The sequence below is a fragment of the Pseudonocardia sp. OZ21 genome, assembly GCF_059359135.1.
Window position 1 is genome coordinate 91,603 of record NZ_JCADBN010000007.1, and the last position, 13,101, is coordinate 104,703.

Genomic DNA, 13,101 nt, shown 5'->3' on the forward strand with positions numbered 1-13,101 from the left:
GACTCGCGGGTCGGAAGTGGGCGACTCGCGGGTCCGGAGTGGGCGACTCGCGGGTCCGGAGTGGGCGACTCGCGGGGTGGGTGGGGTATGCCGGGCCACCGCTCCGCTCTGGCGGCGTCTGCTGATCACTATCGTTCCTCCGGTGACAGCCGAACCCCGCCGGGCTCGTGTCGGGGTCTCGGTGGTGTTCGCCGCCTGTGGTGCCGCCTTCGCGACGTGGGCGGCCCGCGTGCCCGCCGTGCAGGCGGACCTCGGGCTGGGGGCGGGCGGCCTCGCGGTGGGCCTGTTCGGGCTGGCCGCCGGTTCCGTCGCCACCCTGCTCGGCGCCGGACCGCTCATCACCATGATCGGCAGCCGCGCGGGAGCCCTCGTCGGAGCGACGATCCTGTGCGTCGGCCTGCCGCTGGTCGCGTTCGCGCCGAACCTGGTGGGGTTCGTCGCGGCGCTGGTCGTGCTGGGGATCGGCAACAGCCTGCTCGACGTCTCGATGAACGCCCACGCGGCCCGGGTGGAGCAGGCCTACGGCCGCCCGATCTTCGCGAGCTTCCACGCGTTCTGGAACATCGGGGGACTCGCCGGCTCCGGGGTCGCGGCGGTGCTGGCCGCACAGCGGGTGCCGGTGGCTGTGCACTTCCCCGTCGCGAGCGCGGTCCTGCTGCTGGTCGCGCTGGCCGCCACCACCCGGGGGTTCCTGTCCGGGCCGGACCAGGGCCAGGGGGAGTCGCCCTTCGCGCTGCCGGGCAAGGGCCTGATCCCGGTGGGGGTCATCGTGTTCTGCGGGTTCCTCGCCGAGGGCACGGTCAACGACTGGAGTGCCGTCTTCCTCACCACCGTCACCGACGCGTCGCACGCCGTCGCGTCCCTCGGCTTCTTCGCCTTCTCGATCGCCATGATCGCGGTCCGGCTCGTGGCCGATCGGCTCAGCGGGCGGATCGGGATCGTCGTCGTCATGCGCGGGGCGACACTCGTGGCCGTGCTGGGCTTCGGACTGGTCACCGCGGTCCCGGTGTCCGGGGTCGGGGTCCTCGGGTTCGGCGTGATCGGGCTCGGGCTCGCCGCGATCGTTCCCCTGGCCTGGAGCAGCGCCGCGCGGAAGCAGCCGGACAACCCGGGACGCGCCATCTCGGCCATCGCCACCTGCGGCTATCTCGGTTTCCTCGTCGGGCCCGTCCTCGTCGGCCCGCTCGCCGCGGCCTTCGGATACCGGCTGGCCCTGGCCTGTGCCGGTGCCCTCGTCGTCATCGTCCTCTTCCTGGCCCCGGCGCTGGACGACGCGGCCCCGGATCGGCGGTGACGCCGATCCGGGGGATCAGGCGGCGAGGAACGTCGCCAGCAGTTCGGCCACGCGCTCGGCCGCCTCGACGATGACCATGTGCGAGCCGCCGTCGGCGCCCTCGATGACCTCCAGCCGGGCCCCCGGGATGTGGTCGGCGACCCAGCGGGAACCGGCCCACGGGAGAGGGCTCTCGCGGCCGGCGATCACGAGGGTGGGCAGGGTGATCCGCCGGATCTCGCGACGCCAGTCCTGTCGGCTGAAGTCCGCGACGAGCGCCGCGGAGAAGGCCGCGCGGGGACGGCCGGTCACCACCAGCAGGTCGCGCATGGCCGCGTCGGAGAAGTTCGGGGTGACCATGCCCGAGAAGAACTGCTCGACCGCGCTCTCGTGCGTCGCCGGGTCACCGATGGCATGCGCGAGACCCGCGAGCTCCTCCTCGCTGATCACCGAACCGGTGCGGGCGCGGGCCTCCGCGTCCTCCTCGGGATCGTGGCAGATGGTCGGAGCCTGATCGACGAGCACCAGCTTCCGCAACCTCGCGGGGCCGAACAGCTCGTGGTAGGCCAGGTCACGGCGCAGCCCATCGAGTGGCCCACCAGTGTGACGTCGTGCAGGTCCAGGTGATCGAGGAGCTCGTGCAGGTCGAAGGCCAGCCGGTGCAGATGCCACCCGGCGGGCGCGTCAGCGGACGCACCGTGTCCCCGGTGGTCGTAGGCCACCCGCAGATGCCCGGGCAGGTGGGCGGCGATCGGCTCCCACAGCCGGGAGTCGAGCATCCAGCCGTGCACGAAGACGACGGGGTCCCCGGCTCCGTAGGTCGTGTAGCTCAGGGCTACGCCGTCGTTCGTCGTGAAGGATCCGTTCACGGGTGGCGGCTCCTCGGCAGTGCGATCAGTTGGAGCGCTCATCGTCTGCCGCCGCAGCGGAGCGCACAGCGGTGAAAGCACGACACTTCCTCCGCCGGAGCACCGGCACCGGCCGCAGGAGGCGGGTAGATCTACCGACCGGAGGCGTCGCGGACCCGTTCGGTGGCCGAGGTGAGCGCGAGCGCGGCGAGCTCGGTGCGGTTGGCGGTGCCGGTCTTCGCGCGCAGCCGCTCCACGTGCTTCTCGACGGTGCGCGGGGACAGGAACAGCTGGTCGGCGATCTGCTGGTTGGTCATCCCCCTGCTCACCAGGGACAGCACGTCCGACTCCCGGCTGGTCAGCTCCGGAAGGTCGGGGAAGGGCGCAGCCGGGCCCGCGAGTGCGGCCGCGCTGCCGGCCAGCCGGTGGTCGCCGGAGGCGATGAAGACCTTCGCCGCCTCGGCCAGCATCCCCTGCGGGTCCCCCCCACCGGTCCGACAGCGCCGCCTCGGCGGCATGGCGTCGGAAGACGGCGCGGATCCAGGGTGCGCCGGCGAGCTCCGCGTCACCGCGGGTGAAGAGCTGCTCGGCCCCGGCCGCGTCCCCGCGCCGGCCGGCCACGATCGCCCGGGCCACGGCGAAGCTGCCGGCCATGAAGCAGTCGTCGATGTCGACCCAGTCCCGCCCCACCACCAGTTCCTCGGCGCCGGATGCGGCCACGACAAGGGCGGCGACGGCGTGGAACATGCCCAGGTAGAACGGTTGGACGATCATGTCGTGCAGGGGCAGCAGCTCACGGGTCCGCTGCACCACCCCGAGTGCCGCGGCGAGGTCGTCGACGACGAGCGCGGACCACATCGTCGGTGCGCCCACGATCGCGGCCTCGACGTGCGGGCTGTGCTGCCGCTCGGCCAGCTCGGCCTCGACGCGCCGGGCGGCGTCCGCAGTGCGGCCCTGCATCGCCTCGACCGTGGCGAGCACGCCGGTGAGCACCGCCGACTGCCCGCCGAGCTGGTAGCGACGGGAGGCGGCGAGAGCGCGGTGGGCGCACTCCTCGGCGCCGTCGAGGCGGTGTGCGATGAGCGCGGAGATGGCACGCGCCTGCTCGAGGTCGACGGAGATGGTGAGGCCGTCGATCCGTTCGGCCAGCGCGGAGGCCTCATCGAGGCTCGCGCTGCCGCGCATCAGCGCGACGTCCAGGTGGGCCAGCTGGTTCAGCGCGCGGAGCTCGACGAGGTCCAGTCCCGCGCGGCGGGCGCGGCGCAGCTCATCCCCGAAGTACCGGCGTGCGCGGGTCAGCTCGTGGGCGACCAGCATGTGGTACCTGCCGAGCAGCTCCAGCGCGGAACAGGTGATCTCCGCGGACTCCAGGTGCTCGGCCTCTGCCAGCACGGCGTGTGCGTGCTGCACCGCCGTGTCGTGCTCCTGCGCGTCGAAGGCGATCTCGGCGAGCGTCAGGCGCAGGCGCAGCTCGAGCTCCCGGTCGAGATCCGCGGTGCGGAGTGCGGACTCGCAGAACCGCCGGGCGCCGTCGAGGTCCCAGCGCCCGGGCAGCGGCCCGGGCGAGCACCAGCTGCAGCTGCACGGCCCGGTAGGCGCCGTCGGGATACGCGGAGACGACCTCCAGGAGCTGCGTGCCCAGCCGTTCGACGGACGCGGTGTGGCCCGCCGCGTCGAGCGCCCGCACGAGCGTCCAGGTGGCCGAGACCCCCGCGGGGGTGCCGGGGTCGACGAGGTCCCGGGCGCGGCGGGCCGCGGTGAGCGCGGTGGACACGGCGCCGCTGGCAAGCGCCGACTCGGCCTGGGCGACGAGATGGCGGCCGGCCTCCTCCGGGCGGCCGGCGACGAGGGCGAGCTCGGCGCACTGGGCCACGCGGTCGGCAGTGACGGGATGGTGCAGGAGACGGTCGAGGAGGTGGGCCGCCAGCTCCACGAGCCGCGGGCGCGGCATCGTCGCCCGGATCGCCTCCCTCGTGAGGGCGTGCCGGAAACGGAGCCGGCCGGCGGTCGTCTCCTCGACGATCTGACACCTGATCGCCTGGCCCAGCGCATCGAGCACGACGCCGTCGGACAGGCCCGCGGCGTCCCGCACGAGTGACCAGTCGACGTCGCGGCCGAGCACCGACGCGGCCTGCAGGACGTCGACGGCCGGGCGGCTCAGCTCGGCGAGGCGGGTGGCCACACTGTGCGCGAAGGACAGCGGGACCGCCCCCGAGCCGGTGACCAGCAACTCCTCGACGAGGAACGGGATGCCGTCGCTGCGGGAGACGACCATCTCGACCACGTCGTCGGGCAGCTCCGGGTCGGGGGAGCAGGCCTTGACCAGCTGCCGAACGTCGGCGGGGCTCAGGCACCCCGGGGCCCGAGTCGAGCGCGCGGCTCAGACGCAGCAAGTTCTCGCCCACCAGCAGGGGCGACAGCGCTGCCCTCGGTCCCGCCACCAGGCCCGGCAGGAGCGCCGCCAACCCGGCCTGCATCGCGGCCCCACCGCTCCCGTCGAGCGGCTTGGTGCGCAGTGCCTGCGAGGCGCCCCGGCGAGGGGACGGTAGGCCTGCGCCCCGCTGCCGTGGACGGCGCGCCCGCGCAGAACCGCCACGCCGCGCTCCGCGGCCCGCTCCGCCAGGTCGGCGGCCAGCCGGGACTTGCCGATCCCGGCCTCCCCGGCCAGCACCAGCAGGCCGCCGCGCCCCTTCTCCAGCTGATCGAGCGCAGCCAGCCCCGACTGCCACTCCGCGTCCCGCCCGACCAGCTCACCGGATCGCAGGACGCTCACGCCGCGGCCGTGGCGGTCAGTTCGAGGTGGCGACCACGGAGTCGAGCGCGGAGTCCGGCCATCCCCGGGCAGAGTAGTCCGCAACGGGGACGGGGCCCCGCTCAGCTGGAGGTGGGGAAGCTGTAGCTGGCGCCCCTGCTCGTGTCGGCCTGCGGCCAGCGGGAGGTGACGACCTTGGCCCGGGTGTAGAACCGGACGCCTTCCGCGCCGTGCACGTGCATGTCGCCGAACAGCGAGTCCTTCCAGCCGCCGAACGAGTAGTACGCCATGGGCACCGGGATCGGCACGTTGACTCCGATCATGCCCACGGTCACCTCGCGCTGGAACCGGCGGGCGGCCTGCCCGCTGCCGGTGAAGACGGAGGTGCCGTTCCCGAACGGGTTGGCGTTGATCAGCGCGATCGCCTCGTCGAGGGTCTCGGCGCGCAGGACCACCAGCACCGGGCCGAAGACCTCGTTGCGGTAGACGTCCATCTCGGGCGTCACGTGGTCGACCACGGTGGGCCCGACGAAGTAGCCGTCCTGCAGGGCGGCGCCCTCGATCGACCGTCCGTCGACCACGAGGGTGGCGCCCTGGCGCTCCGCCGACGTGACGTACCCGATGATCCGGTCCTTGGCCTCCTGGGTGATCACCGGACCCATCTCGCTGGTCGGTTCGACGCCCGGGCCCACCTGCACCGCGGTGGCCTTCGCCCGCAGCGCCTCGATGAGGGCGTCGGCCGCGCTGCCGACGGCCACCGCCGCCGAGATCGCCATGCAGCGCTGGCCCGCGGAGCCGAAGCCCGCCGCGGACAGGTGCTCGGCGGCGAAGTCGATGTCGGCGTCCGGGAGCACCACGGCGTGGTTCTTCGCCCCGCCCAGTGCCTGCACGCGCTTGCCGGCGCGCGTCGCGCGCTCGTGCACGTAGCGGGCGATGGGGGTGGAGCCGACGAAGGACACCGCAGCGACGTCCGGGTGGTCGAGCAGTGCGTCGACCGCCGCCTTGTCGCCGTGCACCACGTTGAAGACGCCGTCGGGCAACCCGGCTTCCGACCACAGCTCGGCGAGGAGCACGGACGCCGACGGCACCCGCTCGCTCGGCTTGAGCACGAATGTGTTGCCGCAGGCGATGGCGATGGGGTTCATCCACATCGGGACCATCACCGGGAAGTTGAACGGCGTGATCCCCGCGACCACGCCGAGCGGCTGGCGGAACGAGAAGCTGTCGATGCCGGTGGAGACCTGGTCGGAGAACTCACCCTTGAGCAGCTGGGGGATCCCGCACGCGAACTCGACGACCTCGAGGCCGCGCTGTACCTCGCCGCGGGCGTCGGAGAGCACCTTGCCGTGCTCTGCGGTGATCAGCTCGGCGAGCTCGTCGGTGTGGGCGCGGACCAGCTCGCGGAAGGCGAACAGGATGGCGGTCCGCTTGCTCAGCGAGGTCTGCGACCACGAGGCGAACGCCTCGGACGCGGCCTGCACGGCGAGGTCGACGTCGCTGCCGTCGGCGAGCGCCACCTCGGCCTGCTGACGTCCCGTGGCCGGGTTGAACACCGCACCGACGCGCTGCGCGGTGCCTGCGGTCGGCTTGCCGCCGATCCAGTGATCGATGGTCTTCATGGTCGTAATCCTTCGCTGACGATGTTCGCGGCGACCCGCCCGTCGACCGAGGTCGTGGGGTCGTCGTTGTAGAGGAACCGGCCGTGGGTCTCGGGGGTGAACGCCAGGCCGATGAACGAGATGACGATCAGTCCGGAGACCGCGGTGGTGGCCAGGGCCAGGCTGCCGTGGAACCACTGCGTCGCGATGACGCCGGCGAGCAACGGGCCCGCCGCGGTGAACAGCCGGCCGATGCTGTTGGTGACGGCGAGCGCCGAGGCACGCACCGAGGCCCCGAACAGCTCGGGGAAGAACACGGCGCTGCCCGAGAGGACACCGAAGACGCCGAACCCGACGAAGGGCAGCAGCCACATGTACGTCGTGAACGTCGTGCCGAACGGGTAGAGCACGCCGACGGCGACGATGCCGATCACGAGGCTCATCGCGAACGTGGGCTTGCGCCCGATCTTGTCGGCGATGAAGCCCCAGCTGGCGTACCCGAGCAGGCCGCCGAGGTTGAGCATGGCCACGGCCCACGACACGTAGCTCACCGCGGCGTTGCCGGTGACGCCGTGCTCGCCGACCACGATCCGGACGATCTGCGGGGTCCACGTGGTGACGCCCCAGAAGGCGAACAACGCGCCGATGCAGATGATCGTGCAGGGCAACGTCCGCCGCAGCATCGGTGGTGTGAACAGCTGGGTGAGGACGAACCGGTCGGCCGCGATCTTGTGGGCGCCCGCCGCCCGCTCCTGCTTGCGCACCGCGCGTGCGGCCTTCACCTGCGCTGTCGAGTCGGGCTCGTGCACGTGGCTGCGGATGAACAGCACGAGCAGCGCCGGGACGATGCCGAAGGCCAGCGTGATCCGCCAGCCGAAGCCGCCGACGAAGTTGTAGACGATCGCGGCGAGGAACGAACCGATCGCGAGGCCGGACATCATGATCCCGCTGGCCTTCGCGCGGTGGCGGTTGTTCCACGCCTCGGCGACGAGCGCGGCGCCGATCGGCAGCTCCACCCCGGAACCGATCCCGGCGATGAAGCGCAGCACCGCGAACTGCCAGAACTCACCGGACAGCGTGGCCAGCGCGGTGAACACGGAGTACGTCAGCACTCCGATCATCAGCACCCGGACGCGTCCGACGTAGTCGGCCAGCGCGCCGAACGCCACCGCGCCCACCGCCCAGCCGAACAGGAACACGGTGACGGCGACGCCGCTGTAGAACGAGGACGCGTGGCCGAGCAGGTCGGTGGTCGCCGGGCCGGCGACCTGGGTGAAGAGGCTGGAATCGAAGCCGTCCAGCGCCCACCCCATGGTGGTGGCGACCAGAACGGCCCACTGGTATCGGCTGATCTCGTGACGCCAGGTGCGCGCGCCATGGGCAACTACTCGCAACATCGGCTCCTTTGCCAAGCCCTACGGGTTCAGGTGGTGCCGGGGAGCTGGCCGAGACGGCGCAGCGAGCCGACGACCAGACGGTCGACGCTCAGTTCGAGGGCCTGGTCCTCGTCGAGGCCCCGGCCGGCCTGCAACATCTCCCGGATCTCGGTGTGCAGGCGGGGATCGCGTTCGCGCAGCGCGGCCACGCGCTCGTCGACGTCCTTCGACAGGTCCTCCGGACTGCCGGCCACGGCGTTGAGCAGGCCGAGCTCGACAGCGCGCGCGGCGGTGATCTTCTCGCCGGTGGCGGTGAGCCAGAACGCCTGCCGCTCACCGACCACCTTGGGCAGCCAGGCCAGCACCAGGGCGGGCGCCAGACCGATGCCGATCTCGGGGAACGAGAACCGCGCCTCCGCCGCCGCGACCGCGACGTCGCACGCCGCGAGGAGACCGACGCCGAACCCGGCGGCGTCGCCCTGCACCTCGGCGACGGTCACCAGTGGGGTCCTGCGCAGCGCGCGCTGCAGACCCACCAGCACCTGCGTCTCGGCGTGCAGGTCGGCCGGGGTGGCACCGGCCCGCTCGCGCCCGAGGCAGAAGGCCGGGCCGTTGGCCCACAGCCGGAGCACGTGCGCTCCGGCCGGGGGGTGCAGCAGAAGCTCGGTGAGCTCCTCGCACATCGCGATGGTCAGGAGGTTGTCGGTGCCGTTGTCCAGCTCCACCTCCACGACGCCTTCGGCCGGGGAGGAGACGGTGAGGGCGCCGGACATCAGTTGAGCCTTTCCGTGGCGACGCCGCCGTACCAGTCGACGTCGTCAGGGGCCGTCCGCACGGTGATCGCGCGGACGTTGGTGAAGTCGTTGAAGGACTCCCAGCCACCCTCGCGGCCGACCCCGCTCTCGCGCAGGCCACCCCACGGGGACGACGGGTCGAGCCGGTGGTGGTCGTTGATCCAGACCATGCCCATCTCGAGCCGGCCGGCCACCCGGTGGGCCCGCGCGACGTCCCGCGTCCACACCGAGGAACCGAGCCCGAACGGCGAGTCGTTGGCCAGGGTGACGGCGTGGTCCTCGTCGTCGAAGGGGATGGCCACGACGACCGGCCCGAAGATCTCCTCGCGGGCGACCCGCATGTCGTTGGTGACGTCGGCGAGCACGGTGGGCTCGATGAAGAACCCGCCGGGGAGGCCGGGCACCTCGGCGGCGCGACCGCCTGCCGCGACCCGGGCTCCCTCGGCGCGGCCGATCTCGACGTAGTTGAGGATCCGGTCCTGCGCCCGCTTCGAGATGACCGGCCCGAGCTGGGTGCTCTCCAGTGCGGGGTCGCCGATGCGGATCGACCGGGCGACCTGCGACAGCGCCTCCACGACCTGGTCGTAGATGCTCCGCTGGATCAGCAGCCTGCTGCCGGCGATGCAGGTCTGGCCCGCTCCGATGAAGCCACCGAACGCTGCTCCGCGGGCAGCGACGTCGACGGGCGTGTCGTCGAAGATCAGGACGGGGGACTTGCCACCGAGCTCCAACGTCGCCTTGGCGAACCGCTTGGCCGTGGCGAGCGCGATCGCCCGGCCGGGCTCGGTGCCGCCGGTGAAGACGGCCTTCTTGACCAGCGGGTGCTCGGTCAGTGCCGCGCCCGCGGTCGGGCCGAGTCCGGGCACCACGTTGAGGACGCCGTCGGGGATCCCGGCCTCCTGGGCGATCTGGCCCAGCAGCAGCGCGGTGAGCGGGGTCTGCTCGGACGGCTTGAGGACCACGGTGTTGCCGGTGGCCAGCGCGGGAGCGAGGCTCTTCGACGCGATCATCATCGGGTGGTTGAAGGAGGACAGGATCCCGACCACGCCGAGCGGGAACCGGCTGGTGTACGCGTGGTAGTCACCGCGCAGCGGGACCACCGAGCCGCGGTCGGCCAGCAGCAGGGCCGCGTTGTACCGGTACCACTCCGCGAGCCGCGTGATCTGGGCCTTGGTCTCGGTGATCGGCCGGCCGTTGTTCATCGTCTCGAGCCGGTAGAGCTCGGTCATCCGGGCCTCGATGCCGTCGGCGAACCGGTTGACCAGGCGGGCGCGCTCGTGGATCGGGAGATCGCGCCACACCCCGGAGCGGAAGGTCCGGTCCGCGACACGGACGGCGTCGTCGATGTCCTCTTCGCTGGCGCCTGCAACGTGGGCGAAGACCTCGCCGGTGGCCGGGTTCGTGACGGGGATCGGTGCGGCGCGCCCGTCCACGACGCGGCCTCCGATGCGCAACCCGGTCGGCAGTCCCCCGATCGGATCCGTGTCCGCGGTGGACGGAGCGGTGATGGTCATCGTCGAACTCCTCAACTCGTATACGCCGTGCCGTTATCGGTATACGGGTTGACGCTAGCTCCGTGCTCTCGGGGTGACAAGCGGCACACAGAGGCGCGGATCTTGAGGATTTGGGCCCGGAGTGCATACTGGCCGCGGGGATGGCGGGAGGGTCATATGGCGGCCGAGTCGGCTGCAGGGCGGATTACGCGGGATCTGCGCCGCCGGGTTCTGAGCGGTGACCTGAAGCCCGGCACGGTGCTGTCGCAGGCCCGGCTCGCGGCGGAGTACGACGTCAGCCGGATGCCGGCCCGCGACGCGCTGCAGGTGCTGGCGAGCGAAGGACTGGTCGATCTCGGCCCGACCACGTCCGTCGTGCGGGAGCTGTCGATCGCCGAGCTGCAGGAGCTCTACGAGCTGCGCGAGGCCGTCGAGCCGGTGCTCACGCGGCTCGCCGTGCCCAACGTCGGCCGAGCCCAGATCGCGCAGATGGCGGCGCTGGTCGAGGTGATGGAGGCCGACCCGTCACCGGCCGAGTGGCTCGACGCCAACGCCCGGTTCCACGAGCACGTCTACACCTGCGCCGACCGGCCGCGGATGATCGAGCTGACCGAGCACCTCAGGCGGCTCACCGACCGCTACCTGTACCTCCACGTCGGCGTGATCGGCAAGGTCGACCATCTGTACGACGAGCACCGGCAGATCCTCGACGCGGTCCGGGCGGGCGACGCCCCCGCGGCCGCCGAGCTCACCCGCATGCACCTCGCGACGTCACACGAGTTCATCCTGCGCTACCTGCTCGAACACGAGCTGCTCGTGCCGTTCGCCCAGGGCAGCTGAACCGCTGCCCCGGGCGATGGCGGACGGCGCCGGTCGTTACCGCTACGCCGGGGCGCTCTGCACCCGACGCCCGCCGACGGCGGCCAGGAGCTGGGCTCGGGTCGGGCCGCCCGGCGGGTAGACAGGCCGGTCGACGTCGAGCGCCTCGATCTTGACACGCAGCGCGTCCGGCAGCGTGTCGGCGTCGAAAGGTTCGATGCGGTGGGCCGCCCGGAAGATGGCGCGCAACGCGGCAGGATCCTGCGAGAACATCATCTGGAGCGCCCGCTGGAGTCGCCAGCCCGCGCCGGCCGGCGGGTACGGCTCGCCGGCGATCTCCGCCTGGACCTCGGCCATCCGGTGCTGGTCCTGGTCGAGCGTGAACCGGTACATCGGGCCGACGGTCGCATCAACCGCCTCCCCGAAGCGGAGCGCCAGATCGTCGGGCCGATCGGGTGCCACCTCCCGGAGCACGTCTCGCAGCGTGCGCGCCTGCACGAGGCCCGTCGACGCGCCGCGCCCGAGCAGGGGGTTGGTCCTGACGGCGGAGTCGCCGACGGCGACCAGCCCGGTCACCACCGGCGCGCCGTCGACGAGGAGGGATCGGCGCCGGTCGCCGCCACCGTTCATCACCTGGATGTCGGTGATCGGTGTGGATACCGCACGCACCGGCGCGAAGTTCGGGAAGAGGGCCAGCGCGCGTTCCCAGGCGTCGACCTCCCGCAGGTCACGCATCTCGTGGTCGTTGCTCGCCACCGAGAAGACCAGGCAGTAGGTGTCGGCGTCGGCGGGGATGACGAGCAGTGTCATGCCCTCGTACGGGATGACCGCGCCCACCACGGGCATCGTCGCAGGCTCGTCGTTGCGGAAGTGCCGGCAGTAGTAGACGAAACCGAGGTCTTCCGCCTGCACCTCGGGTCCGCCCGCTCCGATCGCGTCGAGCATCCGGTCGAGCGTGGTGTTACGACCCATCGCGTCGACCACGAGGTCGGCGGTCAGCACCTCGCCGTCCTGGGTCACCACGCCCCCGACCTGCGGAACTCCGTCGGCTCCCGCGGTGGCCACGAGCGACTCGGCCTTCGTCCCGCGCCTGATCGACACGCCCGGCGTGCGCGCCGCGACCGTCGCCAGCGCCGCCTCCACGACCGGGCGGCGACCTATCAGGTTGCGCAGCTCCTCGTCACCCGGGCGGGGGCCGCCGGTGAGGGTGTCCGGCTGTATCGCGATCATGTTGACGTGGCTGCAGCCCAGCCGCACCACCTCGTCGAGGACCTCGGGCAGCTCCTGTTCCATCACCTTGTTCCAGGCGCCCAGCATGATGTGGGGAAGCCGGAACTGGCTGACGCCCGGCCGCTCCCACGTGCGCCACAGCTCGTCCGCGTCACCCTTCGGCTCCGCCACGTCGCGCTCCAGCACCGTGACGTCGTGACCGTCCCGGCCGAGCAGCGCTGCGGTGGCGAGGCCGGTCAACGCCCCGCCCAGTACGACTATCCGAGCCATATCCACCTCTCCCGTCAGCGGACGTCACAATCCGCCCACAGAGAGGAGACTCCGCGATCTTCCGGTCGGTTCACGGCCGCCGCGTGAGCCGCGTCACCACCGCGCACACCCCGTGGTCACCGCACACACGTCAGGACATGTGCGCGGTGGCCGGCCGGTGTGCGCGGTCACCCCGAAGTTGATGAACGACGTGGAGGTGGCGACGTCGATCGCGAGGGCGATCAGCCCGACCAGCGCGGTGATGGCGATGCACAGCGCGGGGGTGCGGAACCGGGGCTGCAGGTAGCCGAAGACGCGGTGGGGCAGCACCGAGTCCCGGCCCATCGCGTACATCAGGCGGGACGCCCCGGCCTGCGCGGCGAGGCCGGAGGCGAACTGGGCGAGCACCAGACCGGCGAGGAAGATCGAGGAGAACAGCCGCCGATGTCACGGGCGAGGGTGAACGCCGCGGAGGACTCGGCGTCGGGAGTGTCGAACACCCCTCCCGGCCGCACCAGCTGCGCCGCGTAGCCGACGACGATGAAGACCACGCCGCCGATGAGCGCGACGAGCAGGATGGTCTGCGGGATGGTTCCGGGTAGACCACCAGCCGGGTCGCCGGAAGGTCGGCTACCAGTTCCGACACCTCGGTGCCGAACGCGCCCCACG

The 13,101-nt window shown here is 72.1% G+C and carries 13 protein-coding genes; 2 read left to right on the forward strand and 11 right to left on the reverse strand.

Going from position 1 to position 13,101, the window contains the following annotated elements; all coding sequences use genetic code 11:
- Positions 1–142 precede the first annotated feature (142 nt).
- A complete protein-coding gene (locus tag AC5L35_RS18050) occupies positions 143–1,294 on the forward strand; it encodes an MFS transporter (protein ID WP_495060808.1) in 1,152 nt (383 codons plus the stop codon).
- Between the two features lie 15 nt (positions 1,295–1,309).
- Here AC5L35_RS18050 and AC5L35_RS18055 read toward each other — a convergent pair whose 3' ends face one another.
- The 9 genes from AC5L35_RS18055 to AC5L35_RS18095 all read right to left on the reverse strand — a co-directional run bounded on the left by AC5L35_RS18055 (position 1,310) and on the right by AC5L35_RS18095 (position 10,155).
- Positions 1,310–1,798, reverse strand: a complete 489-nt coding sequence (locus tag AC5L35_RS18055; protein ID WP_495060809.1) for an alpha/beta fold hydrolase — start codon at positions 1,796–1,798, stop codon at positions 1,310–1,312.
- Positions 1,720–2,184 (reverse strand): alpha/beta fold hydrolase, encoded by a 465-nt coding sequence (locus tag AC5L35_RS18060; protein WP_495060810.1) that lies wholly within the window; start codon positions 2,182–2,184, stop codon positions 1,720–1,722. The genes AC5L35_RS18055 and AC5L35_RS18060 overlap by 79 nt, the downstream gene beginning before the upstream one ends.
- Positions 2,185–2,273: 89 nt before the next feature.
- Positions 2,274–2,639, reverse strand: a complete 366-nt coding sequence (locus AC5L35_RS18065) for a response regulator transcription factor (RefSeq protein WP_495060811.1) — start codon at positions 2,637–2,639, stop codon at positions 2,274–2,276.
- Between the two features lie 749 nt (positions 2,640–3,388).
- A complete protein-coding gene (locus tag AC5L35_RS18070) occupies positions 3,389–4,405 on the reverse strand; it encodes a hypothetical protein (RefSeq protein WP_495060812.1) in 1,017 nt (338 codons plus the stop codon).
- Positions 4,406–4,501: 96 nt separating this feature from the next.
- Positions 4,502–4,894 (reverse strand): ATP-binding protein, encoded by a 393-nt coding sequence (locus AC5L35_RS18075; protein WP_495060813.1) that lies wholly within the window; start codon positions 4,892–4,894, stop codon positions 4,502–4,504.
- A 101-nt stretch (positions 4,895–4,995) separates the two neighbouring features.
- Entirely contained in the window at positions 4,996–6,492 is a 1,497-nt protein-coding gene (locus tag AC5L35_RS18080) for a CoA-acylating methylmalonate-semialdehyde dehydrogenase (RefSeq protein WP_495060814.1), read from the reverse strand.
- A complete protein-coding gene (locus tag AC5L35_RS18085) occupies positions 6,489–7,868 on the reverse strand; it encodes an MFS transporter (RefSeq protein WP_495060815.1) in 1,380 nt (459 codons plus the stop codon). Before AC5L35_RS18085 ends, AC5L35_RS18080 begins: the two co-directional genes overlap by 4 nt.
- 26 nt (positions 7,869–7,894) lie before the next feature.
- Complete coding sequence (locus tag AC5L35_RS18090) at positions 7,895–8,620, reverse strand: enoyl-CoA hydratase/isomerase family protein (protein WP_495060816.1); 726 nt, start codon at positions 8,618–8,620, stop codon at positions 7,895–7,897.
- Positions 8,620–10,155 carry an aldehyde dehydrogenase gene (locus AC5L35_RS18095; protein WP_495060817.1) on the reverse strand — a complete coding sequence of 512 codons (1,536 nt, stop codon included), beginning with the start codon at positions 10,153–10,155 and terminating at the stop codon, positions 8,620–8,622. The genes AC5L35_RS18090 and AC5L35_RS18095 overlap by 1 nt, the downstream gene beginning before the upstream one ends.
- Positions 10,156–10,311: 156 nt before the next feature.
- On the opposite strand from AC5L35_RS18095, the gene AC5L35_RS18100 reads away from it, so the two are divergent.
- Positions 10,312–10,974 (forward strand): GntR family transcriptional regulator, encoded by a 663-nt coding sequence (locus tag AC5L35_RS18100; RefSeq protein WP_495060818.1) that lies wholly within the window; start codon positions 10,312–10,314, stop codon positions 10,972–10,974.
- Positions 10,975–11,016: 42 nt separating this feature from the next.
- Here the strand turns inward: AC5L35_RS18100 and AC5L35_RS18105 are convergent, their stop codons facing one another.
- Positions 11,017–12,453 (reverse strand): FAD-dependent oxidoreductase, encoded by a 1,437-nt coding sequence (locus AC5L35_RS18105; protein ID WP_495060819.1) that lies wholly within the window; start codon positions 12,451–12,453, stop codon positions 11,017–11,019.
- 93 nt (positions 12,454–12,546) lie between these two features.
- Positions 12,547–12,870 (reverse strand): amino acid permease, encoded by a 324-nt coding sequence (locus AC5L35_RS18110; RefSeq protein ID WP_495060992.1) that lies wholly within the window; start codon positions 12,868–12,870, stop codon positions 12,547–12,549.
- Positions 12,871–13,101 lie beyond the last annotated feature (231 nt).